The organism is Streptomyces sp. NPDC050388 (assembly GCF_040655635.1).
In the GTDB taxonomy this organism is placed as follows: domain Bacteria; phylum Actinomycetota; class Actinomycetes; order Streptomycetales; family Streptomycetaceae; genus Streptomyces.
The window spans coordinates 1-15,406 of record NZ_JBFAKH010000124.1 but is presented as its reverse complement, the minus strand read 5'-3'; the positions used below and the strand labels follow the sequence as shown (position 1 = coordinate 15,406).

The window sequence follows — 15,406 nt, the reverse complement described above, 5'->3', positions numbered from 1 at the left end:
CCTGTACGACGGCGACGCACTGTCCACGGACGGTCCCCCTCCACCATGACCAACCCGAAGATCATCCCACCCGGTCAGTCAACGTGACAGCACCCCTCCGACCGCCCCCGTTTCGGCACAGCCCGACGCAGAGGCCCGGGCTGCTTCCGGCCTTGGCCGCGGCGAACAGCTCCGGTGCCCAGCCAGGGGTGGAACGGTGTGCGGCGGCCGGGTCGGTGCACGAGAGGAGTGGGTCCACCGGCGAGATCGCAGCGAGCACGATGATCGCCTCACGCCCGTGCACCGTGTCCGGGAGACGGGCCGGGCGGGCGAGCGCTGCCGCGGGCGCTCCCGCAGACGCGGTCCGCTCCGGCCGAGGGCTGGTGGGGTCAGCTGCGTTGTGGGGTGTGGCGGGTGGTGGGGTCGATGCGGCTGAGTACCCAGCGGATGAGGTCCTTGCTGAGGGTGAGGTCGGGGTTCTCCTCAAGTGCGTCGTGGAGGAGGAGGGTGATCCTTGCCCAGTTCCGGAACGATCCGTGGCCAGCCATGTCATCGGTGTAGAGGATCAGTTCGGGCTGTGCCCCGGTCCAGGTCCGCTGGTAGGCGGGGATGATGGCCTGGACTTCGGTCGGTGTGAGGGGGCTGAACTGGTACCAGTCGAGGATCCGGGAGTGCAGGGCCGGGTTGTTGAGGATCTTCTGCCGGGCGTTGCCGCTGCCGACGAAGATGATGGCCGCTCGGCGGGCGTCGTCGCCCCACAGCGTGCGGAAGTACTCCAGTGCCTTTGTCCCGAGTCCTTGCACTTCATCGACAAGCAGGACGCGTGGCTCTGCTTCGAGTGCGTCTTGGATTTGCTGGTCGCAGGGGCCGACGGACTGCGGCGGTTCTCCCGGCAGATCGAGGCGGCGCCAGAGCTGGGTTCGGATTTCGTTCATGTTGGCGCCGTTGTTGTAGCGCAGTCGCACGGTGGTTTCGGGGGCGCGGCGGCGTAGGACGGTGTGGACGGCGAAGGTTTTACCGAGGCCGACGTGGCCGTGGATGCAGACCATGGCGTTGTGTTTGATGGCCTTGAGGATGCGGGCTTCGGTTTCGGCTACGGCTTTGGTGGCCATGGCGTTGGCTCCGGTGAGACCCAGGTAGTGGTCCTGGCTGGGTGGCGGGAGCTGGCTGGGGCGGGGCGAGGTGGTAGGGGTGCTCACGGTTGGTCCTTGGAGTGTGTCGGAGGCTGGGGTGACGGTGCGGTGTTGGGGTCGAGGGGCAGGGTCCATTCGGCGTCGGGTTCGGGCAGCTGGATGAGGTCGGGCAGTGCCTCTGCGGCCGGGTCGAAACCGTCGAGGGCCCGCAGGTGCTCGAGGGCTTCTTCCTCGGGCATCACGTCCAGGGGTTCGGGCGGGGCGGGGCGGGTTGCGGCCGCGAAGCGTTCGTTGCGGTTCTTCTCGGCCTTCTTCAGCTGGGCGCGCAGGCGGTCGGCTTCGCGGCGCCGGGCTCGTTTGAGGCTGAGGGCTTGTTCTCGGGTGGCTTGTTGGGCCATGACTGCAGCGCCGAGGTGGCGGCCGGTGTGCGGGTCGTAGAGCTCGACGCGGTGATCGTGGTGCGGGAGGTAGCGCAGGTTCACCTTTTCGCCGACGCGGCCGTGCATCCAGTCGGCGATGTAGTTGCGCTTGCGCCAGCGGACACCGCCGTTGTTGATGGTCAGGGGCTTTCCGTGGCGTTCGAGGGTGTAGGTGTGGAGGTCTTCGGCGGTGACGGTGTCGATGAGCGCGGGGTCGGCGTCCCAGGCTTCGCGGGGAGTCCGGCCTTTCAGGCTCTTGGGGGTGTTCTCGTGGTTCCAGTGGTGGACCCATTCGAGGACCCGGTCGACGAACGCTTCGAAGTGGAGCAGTGGTTGGTCGGGGTCGACGGGTTTGCCGCCGTGGAGGGTGGGGGCGTGGGTGTAGCCGGGCATGCCGGCGAACAGGGTCTTTTTGATGGCTCCGTTGACTGCTTCGACGTTGCCTTTGCCTTCGGGGTCGAAGGGCGGCAGTTCGATGATTTCGGATCCCAGGGCGCCGAGTGCTTCCTTGACCGTGGGGCACAGGAATTCTCTGCCACCGTCAACACGCACGTACATGGGGATGCCGCCGAACGGGCCGTGGTGTTCATCGATCAAGACGGCGTCGCGGATGGCGACGAGGACGCCTTCGCGGCTGGGGCGTTGCGGGCTGATGGCGAGGCCGCAGATGGCTGAGGTGGCGCAGTCGACGAAGAAGGTGATCCATGGTTTACGGATGTGGCCTTCGATGCGGACCTTGACGCTGGCTTCGACATGGTCGGTTTCCCAGGCGTAGTTGCGGTGGTGACGGTCGCGCTCACCGGCCACGTCGAAGCGTCGGCGGGCCTTCTCACCGCCGCGCAGGCCGGCCCGTATCCCGGGTGTGAGGGCTCTGTTCGTGGCGCGGTGGAAGGTGGGAAGGGACGGGACGGGGTGGCCGTCGGCGCGCAGTTCCCTCCACGCGGCGGTGGCGTTGCCGCGCCAGCGGGCCACCGCGTCGAGCATGAGCGGGGTAAGGACGAAGCAGGGGCGGCCCTGGGGTTGGTAGGTGCCGTTGTTGGCGCGGGCGTTGGCGAGCCAGCGGTCAACGGTGCGGGGGTCGACGCCGAAGGCGTCGGCAACGCCGATGATCCGGGAGCGGGTGAGCCGTTCTGACTGTTCAAGGGTGTAGAGCCGGTGGATGGCGGCAGCGCGCAGGGCGTTCTGGTCAGGGATGTGTGTCATCGCGGTTGTGTTTTCTGGTGAGGGTCAGGCGGGGGCGAGTGAGAGAAGACCGGCTCCGTAGGTTTTTGCTCTGCCGATGCCGGTCTTCAGTGCGTGGGTGAGGAGGCCGGTGTCGGTGATACGGGCGAAGCCGTCGAACTGGGTCAGCGCGAAGTAGGGGGCCGAGCGCGCGAGGCGGGTGCGGGGGAAGGGACGGGGGAGGCCGGAGACGGTGACGGGTTCGAGTCCGACGGCCGTGGCACGGCGCTGCCACCAAGCGATGGCGTCGTCGCCGGTGAGGTGGGTGATCTTGCCGCGGCGTTTTCCGGTGACGGGGTGGCGGGTGGGATTGCCTGCGGAGCGCGCAACGGTGGGGGCGGCGGTGATGCGGTAGCGCATGGTGCGCCCGGGGGTGAGGGAGTTGAGCAGGGGGGTGAGGTCGAGGGTCCGGGCTGTGCCGTAGTGGGTGGGCAGGGCGGTGAGGTCGGGCGTGGGGGCCGTCTGCACGAGCAGGGTGGGGGCGGGTCCGGGTTCGGTGCGGAACAGCAGGCCGGCGGTGGCCCGGGGGGTGGGGCCGATGTGGTCGGGGACCAGGCGCATGAGGGTCTTGTGGAGACTGTCGACGTCGGCGAGGTCGGCTCTGGCCGCTGCGTTGTGGGGGTTGAGAACGATGCGGGTGAGGCTGGTCATGCGGGTTCTCCGTGCACGTACGCGGTGAGGACGTCGATCGGTCGGGGTCCTGCATGGAGGTGGGCGGGCAGGTGTTCGGTGGTCATCCACAGAGGGCGTGGCAAGTGACGTCGGGCGTGACGGGTGAGGTTGACAGGTTCGCTGGTGCTTTCCCGGTCGGGCGGAGTGCTGGGGTCGGTGTCGGGGGGTGGGTGTTCCCAGACGAATGTGGTGGGCAAGTGCGTGTCGGTGGGGGCGGGGGGCCGGTTGCGGGTGAGGGGGGTGCGGGTGAGGAGTTCGATGACGGGGTCGGGGCTGTCCGCGGTGAGGACGAGGGGTTCGTCGGGCAGGCAGACGCGGCGGCCGAGGAACAGTCCGAAGCGGGGGCGTTCCAGGGTTTCGGCTATGTGGTTGATGAGGGAGGCGGGGCCTTGGACGGCGATGGTGAAGACGGCGCCGGTGAGGTAGTCGCGGTGGGAGACGAGCGTGGCCTTTGCGCGTTCTCGCCGGGTGCCCTTGCCGGTGAGGAGGCCTTGTTCGCGGGGGTAGCCGCCGCCGACGGTGTGGAAGTCGCGGTAGAGGGTGCCGGGCTGGTCTATGCGGATGGTGAAGGTCAGATCGCGATGGCTGGGGGCGGTGGTGTCATCGGGTGACTGCAGGTGGGGGTAGGGGTCGAGGGCGTGTTCGCGGGGACGGCCCTGGGCCGCGGCGAACATGCCGATGAGTGAGGAGCGGGTGGGGAAGGCGCACGTGTCGCGGTAGTGGAAGACGCCGCGTTCGCCGGAGGACTGGAGAATGCCTGCCAGGCGCAGGACAAGCCCGGTCACGGCCGGCCCGCGGGGGTGAGGGCGTTGGTTGCTGCGGTGGCGCAGGCGGCGGCGAGGTCGTCGAAGGACGTGTGGTGGGTGCCGAGGGCCTTGATGGGCTTGGTGGTGGTGGTGTGTCCGTGGGCGACGAGGTGGCGGGTGCCGAGCAGGCGGCTGATGGTGGCGGCATAGTCGGTGAGCGCCTGGCGGGCAGGGTCGGTGTAGCCGCCCTGCGGGGCTGCTTTGACGGGCTGTTCAAAGGCGGCGCCGTAGGAGACGGAGCGGCGGTCGCGGACGGCGTAGTGGACGAGGTCGGGGACGGTGTGCGGTGCGGTGGACGTCTTCTTGCCGCCCGGCATGCTCAGGATGAAGTGCCGGACGAAGAGCTCGACGAGATCGTTGACTGTGCCGGCGGGGGCGCCGGATCCGAGGTTGTGGTGGAGGTCGGTGATGTTGATGGTCGCGAAACGGTAGAAGACGCTGGTGGTCAAAAACGCGGTCTGGAGATGAGCGCTGCCGGGGTCTCCGTCCTGGGGCAGGTCTTCCACCGCGGTGAAGAAATCGGGCTGCGGATCACTTTGGTGCACGGAGAAGGCGGGGGCCATCTGCACGGCTGCCTCGACGTGACCGGCGGGCAGTTCGGCGAGCATCCGCCCGAACAGGTTGATGCTCGCGGTGCGACGGGTCAGGTGCGCGGCAAGGTCTTTGGCGGGCAGGACCGGCGCGATCTTCTTCTTGGGGGTGTGGGCGGCGAGTGCTTCTTCGAGTTCGGTGCGGTGCTTTTCGCACAGGGCGACGAGGTCGTCGATGACGTCCGTCGGGAGGTAGAGCATGGCTTGGGTGCGGTAGCCCTGCTGGTCGTTGTGCTGCAGGCCGTCCTTCTTGGCCGAGTGGACGATCTGTGCCGAGGCGAACGCGGCGAGGTCCTCGGGCCACTGGGCTTCTTGCAGTTTCCGGGCGACGAGAGGCGGCACCATGCGGGTGCGGGCGGCGTGCTCGCCCAGGTCCTGTTCGACATTGAGGCGGATGGGGCGCTTCCATGCCTGGGGCGAGACAAGAGCCCGGATCGCGTTCCCGAAGGAGATGGTCTTGGGGTCGTTGTCCGCGTCGCGGTTGAGGTTCGCGGCAGTGACGGGGTGGAGGATGTGCAGGTCGAGGAAGCGTGCCGGGGTGTGCATGGGTGTGCTTCTTTCACTGGGGCGGTGGGCATGCCGGTGATACGGCCCGCGGGATACGGGGCGCCGTGGGCTGCGGGAAGGGTCGGGATCGGTCTGTACCGCCGGCCGGTCTGGGCGGTCGGGCGGGGGCCGGGGTGCGCCGGACGGTTCCGGGACGTGAGCTGCCGGGCGGCCTGCCCCAAGGTGGTGTCCCGGTGGGGAGCGCCGACGGGGAGGGGCGGAGCCGGTTGGGGCGGGGGGTCAGGGGCGCCGGGGCTTGGGGGTGGCGAGGTAGAAGGCATCGCGCCAGCGCAATCCGACCTGGTCACGCTGGTGGGGGCGTTGCACCAGGTCGTGGAGGAGGACACCCCAGTCGGGGGTGATGCCGTCCTTCAGGAGCCGTGTGACAGGTGCGGGCAGGCGGCGGTGCAACTGGTCATCGCTGAGGCGGGTCAGGACGCTCAGGAGGTCCTCGGTGCGCTCCGCTCCGTGGCCGGCTTCACGTACGGCGGTGGCGAGGGTGGCGCCGAGGTTCGGCCGGGTGAACCAGGCCGCCGGATCCGGCGGTGAGGGGGCGGGGTCGGCGGGGGCGACGAGGAGGCCGGGATCGTCTTCCAGGCTGAGGAGGCTGGTGTGGTCGTTCGGGTCGGGGCGCACGCCCGGGGTGTGGGCCTGAGGCCCGGCCGCCGCGATGAGGCTCGCGACGGTGTAGTAGGCGCGGCGCCCGGTGCGCTGCGCGGTGCGCCGGGACAGGTAGCGGTCCATGGGGGCGCATTCCTCGACGGGCCGGCCCCGCCCTCGGCTGAGGCAGGCGCGGACGCCCGGCTCTGCGCACAGGAGGTGGACGTGGGCGACGAACGCGTCGCAGGAGGCGCGGTGTTCGGCTGCGGTGGGCATCAGGCGGCCTTCCGGGGTGTTGAGGGCCGGCGGTAGAGGTCCCTGACGGCATGGGCGACGGCGCGGGCTGCGGAGGTGTGGCGGATCCGGGCGGCTTCGGTGACCTCGCGCAGGGCGGATGCGGCCGCGTCCGCGAACGCGGTGGGTGCACCGGTGTCGGGTTCGTCCAGGAGCCGCCAGAACACCGTTTCGGCCTTCGGCCAGTACCGGGTCAGGGCCTTGCCGGTCCAGGGGAGCTGCTGACTCTTGGTGGGGCTGCTGCCGGTGGCGGCCTTCCAGGCCGCTTTGGCGACGGTCGCCAGCCGACGCGCGGCCCCTTCGGCCTCGCGGCAGCACTCGGCGATGCGCTGGGCTGTGACCGGGTCGTGTTCCTGGGTCCAGTTCAGCAGCGGCGGGGTGAGGGCGGTGTACCACTGCCGGTCGACGGCCTCGCCGTCCTGGTCGAAGCCGTGGACGCGGATCCGCAGGCTGCGCCGCACGGATTCGGGAAGGTCGTTGAGGGTGTCGAAGATGGCCGGCCGGCGGTGGGTGCCGTGTTCGTCCGGGGCCAGGAGCAGTGTCTCCAGCTCGCGCCACCAGGCGCGGGACGCATCGGCACGGTGGGTAGTGCGACGCCGGGCGACATTCTTGCGTTCGGGGATGAAGCGGTAGGCGAGGTAGGGGTCGGTGGTGATCGGCTTGAGCTGCTGGGTGGCCCAGGTGATGTAGGCGTCGGTGACGGTGGCACCGCCCTGGCCGGGCACGAGGAGGATCGCGTGCCGGCTCAGCCCGGTCAGTTGTCGGCCGGGCCAGGTCAGCGGGCGGAGCGGGGCCTGCGCGTCGGGTGGTGCGGGTGGTGCGGGTTCTTCCCACGGGCAGGCGTCGGCGCCGGGGGGCTGTTCGTCGCCGGTGAAGGCAGGCACACCGGCGAGGAGCGTTTCGTGCAGGGTGCGGCCCAGGGGGTGGAAGGAGACGCTGGAGCGCAGGGGCCCGCTGGTCTGCTTCATGCTGGTGGCGCCGTCGATGGTGCGGGGGGTGCCTCTGCCGGAGCGCCCGTAGTAGCGGTGGATGAGCAGGATCTGCAGGGCCTCGGCGGTGGGCACGGGCTCGGTGGTGTGGTGGCCGTGCGGGCTGAACCAGGCCAGGTTGTTGCCGGCGGGGCGCCCGGGCACGAAGGCGTTGATGCCGGTGCTGTGGGGGCACTGGGTGCTCAGCAAGGGGTCCTGCAGCCAGGGCCGGACCGGGTCGAAGACGTCCCATGCGTGCTGGTCGAAGTAGGCGTGGACGGCGTCCGGGGCGAAGCGGCCCCGGTGGAGGCAGGCGCGGCGCAGGGTGTTCCACTGGGAGGCGGTGAGCTCGGGGTCGTCGAGGCCGGTGATCCGGGCGGTGATGGCGACCGCGATCCGCAGGAGTGCCGAGGCTGCCGGCGGGTGGGGCAGGGCGAGATCGTCGATGCGGTGAGCGTCCAGGAACAGGGTTCGCAGGCCCACGTGGTCGTAGTGGGGGCCGGTGCGGATGTCGATCCAGGGGCTGTCGGCTGCGCTGAACGTGGCGGGCGGGGATAACGAAGGCAAGGGGACGGTTCTTTCGGGACTGGGAAGAGGCGTGCGGAGGTGCCCGGGGCGCGGGCGAGCCGTGGCCGGGGCGGTGTTCTCGGGCGGTTTGTTGCTGTGGGACAAGGCGGCGGCCGGGGCCGGCAGAGCGCGACCAGTGCTGTGCAGGGGGCATCGCCGCGCCCTTGTGGGGCGGATCGGTGTGCGATGTGCGGCCAGACGTTCGGGGGTGTGCGGGCACAGCGAATCATGTCGCCGCGGCGCTTCACGACCGGTGAGAAAGTCTGACTATCGAAGGATGGCGTGATGCCTTCGGCCCTGAGCTTTACGTGCAGTGATCGCTAGTGGTCTTTGCGGTGCAGGAGGCCGAGTTCTTCGTCCATGCGAAGCCAGTGATGACCAAAACACTGTTCACTCTTCCGTGTTGAAGAATCAGTGGGCAGCAGCACGGTGTCGGCAAGAAGGGGGTGCTGTTTCCAGCTTGCGGGCGGATGATGCCGGGCGGAAGCGCGGGCGACCCAGGCGGCCGGGACGGGCAGCGTGTGTTCCAGGATGCTACGCAGGTGGCGCGGGCTGAGGTGTTCCTGGTCCGGGAGCGGGAGAAGGCCGGCTGTATCAAGGGTCAGGGTGCCGTCGGGGCTGCGGTAGCAGGGCAGCAGCCGGCGGGGCAGGACACCGGGCCGGGTGGCCGCCTGGGCGGTGGTGAGGTGCTGGCGGTGCAGGTCGGCCAGGGAGGAGACCCGTTTCGCCGGGGGTATCAAGTGGATCGCACTGAGCTGCTGCTGACGGCCGGTGCGGGCCTGGTGGGTGGCAGCCATCTGCTGCAGGCGCGCCGTTTCTGCCGCGAAACCGGAAGTGACGCCGTGGACCTGTTCGACAAGGGCCTGGACATCGTCGGGTACGACAAGGGGTTCTTCCTCCAGGGCCGGGAGGAGCCGGGCGGTTTCGTAGAGGGTGACGGCGGGCTCGACCGTCCCCCACCCGGGCGGCAGGGCGGTCGCGCCGCGGGAATCGACCGGGTGCAGCACCGTCAGCGTCGGGCTGTTGTCACGGTCCCACCAGGCGGGGCGGCGGTCCTGCCCGGCCCACAGGCGGGTGAAGCGGCCCAGGCGCCCCAGTCGCTGCAGCAGCCGGGCCAGAGAAGCGAGATCGCTGACCATCAGGTCGACGTCGATGTCCAGGCTCGTGTCGAGGAGGCTGGTGGTGACGAAGACGAGGCGGGCCGGACGCGGGCCGAAGGGCCCCAGCCGGTGGCGAAGGTCGCCCAGCGTGCTCTGCCGTCGCCGCCCCCGGACCCGGGCGTGGACGAGGACCAGGTCGTGGGGCGGGCCGGTCCACGTGCGGCGCAGGTACTGGTAGGTGTCCTGTGCATCGGCGACGGTCGCGCACACCACGGCCGCGCATCCGCCGTGGCGGACCACCGGCTGGAGCGTGTCGGCGATCACGGCCAGGCGCTCCCCCGCCTCGACGCTGCGGCCGGCCTGTCCCAGACGCTGGTAGGTGACCGGCCGGGTGCGGATGCGAGCGGTCCTGCGCTGAGCGGCCCGCTGCTGGTCCTGGGCCGGTTCGGACATGCGGTGGACGGTGGCGGTTGCCGCGTCCGCGAACAGCCACCCCGGGTAGCCGGGGGCGAACGAGGCACCGTGGAGACCGGTGCGACCGGCTCCGGACAGGTAGGCCCGCACCAGCTCGGTGGCGGCGGACGCGGGCATCGTCGCCGACAGCAGGACGACCGGACAGTTCAGGGCACCCAGCCAGTGCAGCAGGCGCAGCAACTGGATCTGACTGAACGGGTCCAGCGCGTGGGCTTCATCGACCACGACGGTCTTGCCCGACAAGGCCAGCATGCGCAGCGCGCTGTAGCGGACGGGAAGGACGGCCATCTGCGCCTGATCGGTGGTGGAGACGGTGTACTGGACCAGGAGCGCCTTGTCCCCTCCTCGCAGCCACCGGTCAGGGCCGGCGGTGCCCGGGCCGGACTCCGTCTCGTCGTCCGAGAGGTCGTCCGCGTCGTCGGTGAACGGGTCGTCGGATGGTCCGTCCCGGACGGACGTGTCCGCCGGGGACAGGCGCCGGCCAGTGTAGGCCTCGTTGAGGTCGCTGTGGTGGTGCACCAGCGCCACCGGGGCGTACTCGGGCTGGTGGGCGCGCACGTACCGGTCCAGGACCTCGTAGGCCTGGTCGGCGGCGGCCGTGGCCGGCAGCAGCCACATCACTCCCTGGGTGCCACAGTGCTCGTTGAAGATCCGCGCCATCTCCAGAGCGGTCACGCTCTTGCCCGCCCCCATCGCATCCGTGACCACCGCGATACCGCTCCCCCGCTCGGCGACCAGGTGCGGCAACTCCTCCATCACGGAAGCTTGAAGAGCGTTGGGTGCCTTGAGTCCCGGGTGCGCGGTGGTGAACGGGACCCGGTCCAGTGCAAAGCGGGCAAGGCCGAGCCGCTCGACTTCCTCCTCGGCCTGCCGGCGGGCGTGACTGTGGTGCGCGGCGGCGCCGAAGAACGGAGTGTCCGCGTTGGGCACCCAGTACCGGCGCTGGCTGGCGACCCGGTCGGCAACCATCGTCAGCCCCGTGATCAGCACCGCGGCCTCGACCGACACCCGCCCCGGTGCCTCGTCGACATCGAACAGGTGCCACAGCAGCCGGGTGTAGCGGCGGCGCAGATCCTGCCACACAGGTCCGCCCAGAGTGGCCTCCACCCGCTGGGCGGATGCCGCCCCGTCCACGTCGAGCTGCAGAAACCGGCCGTGGTGCCCGCCCAGACACTGAGCAGCGCGAACGGCGGCACTGTCGTTCCCGCCAACGGAAAATCCCAGCTCGCCCAGCAGATGCAGCCCCACATGCATCGACGCACGCGCGTGCGGCACGTGCACCACCGGGCCCGTGTCCGCCAGCAGGTCCTCCCCCAACCGCACATACGCCAAGGGCTCGAAAGACTGGAAATAAGGAATCAGTTTTCCGATGTCGTGCATGGCAGCCAGGAAACACACCAGCGAACGCGCCTGCTCCTGCGGCATGTTGAGCCCCGCACTGATGACCTCGCGTTGGCTCGGGGTAAGAAACCGGTCCCACAGCACCCCGGCCACCGCTCCCACATCGATCAAGTGGAACAGCAGCGAATACACCCTCAGCGTCGCACAATCGAACTCGAACTTCCCCCACGGACGACGGTCAACACCGTCGTACCGGACATCCTCAACAACTCCCATCCCACCAACGCTGCCACCCGCGAAACTTGAGAGAGCTTGATCGCTCAAAAAGCGGCGCAACCAGCCTTGCACGCACTAAAATCCACGCTCTGCCCATCCACCCCCTACGGACTCAACCGCTGATGTGACATCATTTCCCTAGCCGGTCGCGAGCAAATGACAGGCAAAGCCAGTCAGAACGCCCAGGTCAGAAAGGGTAGAGCCCGCGCGAGCGGGAGTGAATCGTTCGGGGAACAATGCCCTGTACGGCAGCGGCAGTAGAGCCCGCGCGAGCGGGAGTGAATCGGTGCACGTCGCGACCGCCCGCACCCCCGAGGAGTAGAGCCCGCGTGAGCGGGAGTGAATCGATGTGCCGGACGGAGATCCTTCTGGTCACCGCGTAGAGCCCGCGTGAGCGGGAGTGAATCGGCACGCGGGCACTTCCCGAACGAGACCGCCACGTAGAGCCCGCGCGAGCGGGAGTGAATCGTCGTCGATCGGTTCAGGGTGCAACACACGCAAGCGTACGGTCGCCAGTGCCATACTCATCGGACATCGGACAGCCTGCTGATAGGCCTGCGAGTTCGGGCAGCACACGCGGTCGGTATAGAGCTGTGTGGAGGTCACCTCACTGAACACCTTCAGGGTGAAACAGCAGGTCAAAGCCATCTCCGTATTGTGATTCTCAGTGAAATGAACAGGCGATTCTCAAATGCCTGCATCAATAGTTCTCATGTCTTGCCTGAAGCACCCCCGCGTCTCTCCTGCATCTAGCAGGCCATGCAGCCATCTCAAATGACATCGGAATGAGGATCGCCTATGGCAGGGAAGTGAGATTCAGCAGAAGGAGTTCCGCAGCAGGTGGACCACACAGGTCTGTACGATCGTCCTGGGCCAGAGGGTCTCGACCGCGTCGGGCAGACCCTTCAGCCCGTCGCAGACGAGCATGAGGACGTCGTTCACGCCGCGGTTCTTGATCTCGGTGAGGATGTGCAGCCAGTGCTTGGCGCCCTCACCGCCGTCGCCGCCCCACAGGCCCAGGATGTCCCGTCGGCCCTCTGCGGTGACGGCGAGAGCCACGTGGATCGGCCGGCTGGCCACCGTGCCGTCGCGGATCTTCACGTGGAGCGCGTCGATGAAGACCACCGGATAGACGGCGTCGAGCGGCCGGTTGTGCCACTCGGCCATGCCGTCCAGGACCTTGTCGGTGATGGTGGAGATGGTCTGCCGGGAGGCGTCGGCCCCGTAGACCTCGGCGAGGTGGGCCTGGACCTCGCCGGTCGTCGGGCCCTTCGCGGACAAAGAGATCACCATCTCGTCGACGCCGGACAGGCGTTTCTGCCGCTTGCGCACGATCTTCGGCTCGAAGGTTCCGTCCCGGTCGCGGGGCACGGATATCTCGACCGGTCCGACCTCGGTGAGCACGGTCTTGCCGCGGGTGCCGTTGCGGGAGTTGCCGCCGTTCTTGCCGGCCGGGTCGTGCTTGTCATGGCCGAGGCGGTCGGTGATCTCGCCCTCGAGGGCGGACTCCGGCAACCGCTTGGTCAGCTGCTGCAACAGCCCGCCCTCGCCCGTCAGCTGCAGGCCCTCGGCCCGGGCCCGGCCCACCAGTTCGTCGATGAGCTGGTCGTCCACCGCCTTCGACGGCTGCGGCTCAGGCATCTCGACGGACTGGGCCTCGGACACGTTCTCACCGGTCATCGGTGCATCTTCCTTGATCAGGAGTTACACCGAACGTTTTACGGTCCCGGCCACCGGGCTCCGCCCGCCTGGCGAGTTTCGGGCCCGCCCGGTGTGGTGCACCGCGGGAGGGGGCTCGCGGCGCGGCCGGGCTGAGCGGTGTAAAGGCTTCGGCCGGTGTGCGGCTGTTTTCGACTTATTGCCCCGGAACGCCATCCAAGTCCCGCCCTGAGACGTATCCCCTGTGCAGCAAGTCTCAGGAGGAACGCAATGGCCATCTTCAGTAATCTGATGCCTGCCCATCGCCGGGACCGCAACGACGACACGTCGCGCCGCGACGACTTCTCGGGGCGCGGCCACGGGCGCGAGCGCGGCCACGACCGCGGCGACCGCCACGGGCACGGGCACAGCCGGGGCCACGGCCACGGCTACCGGTGACCGCACCGCAAAGGCTGAGCGGGCCGTAGACCGAAAGGCCCTGGTCCGCTCCGCCCGTCCCTCCACGAGGAACGCATGCCATGGTGCATGTCCTGCGGCGTCTGCTGTCGGTGGGGGAGGCTTCCGATGTGGTGGCGGCCGCGCCCCCGGTGCCTTTGCGCGAGGTGTTCCGGCGGTTTTGGCCCTATACCCGCGGCGGCCGGCGCTGGCTCGCTCCCCTCGTCCTCTTCAGCCTGATCGGCCCCGTCCTCGACGCCGCGGAGATCTGGCTCTTCAAGATCGTGGTGGACGCGGTGCTCGTTCCCCGCGACGTCACACCGCTCCTGTGGATCGCACCGACCTATCTGGGGCTCATCGTCGGCTCCGGCATTCTGGGGTTCGCCGACGACGTGACGTCCACGTGGGTCAGCGAACGCTTCCTGTTGACGCTTCGCTCCGCGGTGTTCCGGCACGTCCAGGGCCTGTCGCTCGGATTCTTCGAACGCCGGCGGCTCGGGGACGTGTTGTCGCGTGTGACGGGCGATGTCGACACGGTCGAGACGTTCCTGCTCTCGGGAGTGGCGGACGCCCTCTACCACGTGATCCGCCTGGGTGTCTTCCTCGGTCTGCTGTTCTATCTGCAGTGGGATCTGACCCTCCTCGGCCTCGTCATCGTGCCGTTGTTCTGGGGCGCCGCCCGGCACTTCTCGCGGCTGATCAAGGAGGCGTCCCGGGAGCGCAGGCGCCGCAGCGGGTCGATCAGCGCGATCGCCGAGGAGTCGCTGGGCAACGTCGCCCTGGTGCAGGCGTACAACCGGCAGCGGTGGGAGGAGCGCCGGTTCGAGCGTGAGAACGTCGGCAGGCTCCGGGCCACGATGGCCTCGGCGCGGATCCGCGCCCTCTACGGATCCGTCGTCGAGGTCATCGAGGTGTCCGGCGTCCTCGCGGTCATGGGCCTGGGCACCTGGAAGCTGGCCCAGGGACAGCTCACGCTGGGCGGACTGCTGGTCTTCCTGGCGCTGATCGGCAACCTCTACAGTCCGGTCCGCGGTCTGTCCCACCTCGGCACCACCTTCTACGCGGCGTCCGCCTCGGCCGAACGGATCATCGAGTTGCTGGAGCAGCGGCCGCAGGTCGCCGAGGCCGCCGGCGCCCGCCGGACCGGCCGTGCGCAAGGCGGCGTGGAGTTCGACGGCGTCTTTTTCCGCTATCCCGGTACGCCGTCCTGGGCCCTGTCGGACGTGTCGTTCCACGTGGCGGCCGGAGAGACGCTGGCGCTGGTCGGGGCCAGCGGGGCCGGCAAGTCGACGGTCGCGAAGCTGCAGCTGCGCTTCTACGACCCCGACCGGGGCGCGGTCCGCCTCGACGGGACGGACCTGCGGGACCTGCGCCTGTGTGACCTGCGGGAGAACGTCGCGGTGGTCCTGCAGGAGACGCTCGTCTTCCACGGCACCGTGCGGGAGAACATCGCCTACGGCCGGCCGGAGGCGACGGAGGCGGACATCCTGGCGGCGGCGCGCGCCGCGGACGCGCACGAGTTCATCGAGCTACTCCCGGAGGGCTACGACACGCTGGTCGGCCAGCGCGGCCGGACGCTCTCCGGCGGGCAGCGCCAGCGCCTGGCGATCGCCCGCGCGATGATCAGGGACGCGCCCGTGCTCCTCCTCGACGAACCGACCACCGGCCTCGATGTGCGATCCGGTCGGCGGATCATGGACCCGCTGCGCCGGCTCATGGCCGGGCGCACGACCGTCGTCATCTCCCACAACCTGCTGACCGTCCGGGACGCCACGCGCATCGTGGTTCTCGACCGGGGCAGGATCGTCGAGTGCGGCGCCCACGACGACCTGCTCGAGCGCGGCGGGACGTATGCCCGGCTGCACCGGCTGAACGCCCCGGCCGGGTTCCCGGCTCCCGGGGGGGTGCTGCCGTGAGTGCCCCGGCGGTGCGGGCCGCCCCGCCCCTGGCACCCGGCCCGGGACCGGTTTCGGGCTACGAGGTCCTGGCGCATCTGGCGCGCACCGGCTGGCTCGACGTCTACGACGTCTGGAGCACGGAACGGGACTGCCGCTGTGTGCTCAAGGCCGTGCGCCCCGACCGCCAAGACCAGCAGCAGCTGCGCGAGCAGTTGCTGCGTGAGGGGCGGTGGCTGGGGGCCTTCACCCATCCGCACCTGGTCCGCGCGTACGAGACGTTCGAGTCGCCGGTGCCGCTCGTCGTGCTGGAGACGCTGACCGGCGAAACGCTGGCCCACCTCGTCCACCGGCTGCGGCGCCGGCCGTCCGCCGCCGACGTGGCGCTTCTCGGGGTGCAGCTGTGCTCCGCGGTCCACTACCTCCACGGT

11 protein-coding genes and 1 pseudogene are annotated in these 15,406 nt (G+C 69.5%); 3 read left to right on the top strand and 9 right to left on the bottom strand.

Going from position 1 to position 15,406, the window contains the following annotated elements; genetic code table 11:
• Positions 1–368: 368 nt before the first annotated feature.
• From AB0I73_RS37290 to AB0I73_RS37250, 9 genes and pseudogenes are all read right to left on the bottom strand, one after another.
• Complete coding sequence (locus AB0I73_RS37290; protein ID WP_363044858.1) at positions 369–1,178, bottom strand: ATP-binding protein; 810 nt, start codon at positions 1,176–1,178, stop codon at positions 369–371.
• Positions 1,175–2,734 carry a Mu transposase C-terminal domain-containing protein gene (locus AB0I73_RS37285; protein WP_363044857.1) on the bottom strand — a complete coding sequence of 520 codons (1,560 nt, stop codon included), beginning with the start codon at positions 2,732–2,734 and terminating at the stop codon, positions 1,175–1,177. Before AB0I73_RS37285 ends, AB0I73_RS37290 begins: the two co-directional genes overlap by 4 nt.
• Before the next feature lie 24 nt (positions 2,735–2,758).
• Positions 2,759–3,403, bottom strand: coding sequence for a type I-E CRISPR-associated protein Cas6/Cse3/CasE (gene cas6e, locus AB0I73_RS37280; RefSeq protein WP_363044856.1), 645 nt, complete (start codon positions 3,401–3,403; stop codon positions 2,759–2,761).
• A complete protein-coding gene (gene cas5e, locus AB0I73_RS37275) occupies positions 3,400–4,209 on the bottom strand; it encodes a type I-E CRISPR-associated protein Cas5/CasD (RefSeq protein ID WP_363044855.1) in 810 nt (269 codons plus the stop codon). The genes cas6e and cas5e overlap by 4 nt, the downstream gene beginning before the upstream one ends.
• On the bottom strand, positions 4,206–5,366 hold the full coding sequence (cas7e, locus tag AB0I73_RS37270; protein ID WP_363044854.1) for a type I-E CRISPR-associated protein Cas7/Cse4/CasC: 1,161 nt from the start codon (positions 5,364–5,366) through the stop codon (positions 4,206–4,208). Before cas7e ends, cas5e begins: the two co-directional genes overlap by 4 nt.
• A gap of 240 nt (positions 5,367–5,606) precedes the next feature.
• Entirely contained in the window at positions 5,607–6,242 is a 636-nt protein-coding gene (casB, locus tag AB0I73_RS37265) for a type I-E CRISPR-associated protein Cse2/CasB (RefSeq protein ID WP_363044853.1), read from the bottom strand.
• Positions 6,242–7,795 (bottom strand): type I-E CRISPR-associated protein Cse1/CasA, encoded by a 1,554-nt coding sequence (casA, locus tag AB0I73_RS37260; protein WP_363044852.1) that lies wholly within the window; start codon positions 7,793–7,795, stop codon positions 6,242–6,244. The genes casB and casA overlap by 1 nt, the downstream gene beginning before the upstream one ends.
• Positions 7,796–8,115: 320 nt before the next feature.
• Positions 8,116–10,986 carry a CRISPR-associated endonuclease Cas3'' gene (locus AB0I73_RS37255; RefSeq protein ID WP_363044851.1) on the bottom strand — a complete coding sequence of 957 codons (2,871 nt, stop codon included), beginning with the start codon at positions 10,984–10,986 and terminating at the stop codon, positions 8,116–8,118.
• Positions 10,987–11,808: 822 nt separating this feature from the next.
• Positions 11,809–12,627: pseudogene (locus AB0I73_RS37250) on the bottom strand (IS256 family transposase); the annotation flags it as partial.
• A gap of 288 nt (positions 12,628–12,915) precedes the next feature.
• On the opposite strand from AB0I73_RS37250, the gene AB0I73_RS37245 reads away from it, so the two are divergent.
• The 3 genes from AB0I73_RS37245 to AB0I73_RS37235 all read left to right on the top strand — a co-directional run.
• Entirely contained in the window at positions 12,916–13,083 is a 168-nt protein-coding gene (locus AB0I73_RS37245) for a hypothetical protein (RefSeq protein ID WP_363044850.1), read from the top strand.
• An 80-nt stretch (positions 13,084–13,163) separates the two neighbouring features.
• Complete coding sequence (locus AB0I73_RS37240; RefSeq protein WP_363044849.1) at positions 13,164–14,996, top strand: ABC transporter ATP-binding protein; 1,833 nt, start codon at positions 13,164–13,166, stop codon at positions 14,994–14,996.
• Positions 14,993–15,406 (top strand): protein kinase (locus AB0I73_RS37235; RefSeq protein WP_363044848.1); only part of this gene is annotated, 414 nt, incomplete at its 3' end. The genes AB0I73_RS37240 and AB0I73_RS37235, both read left to right, overlap by 4 nt.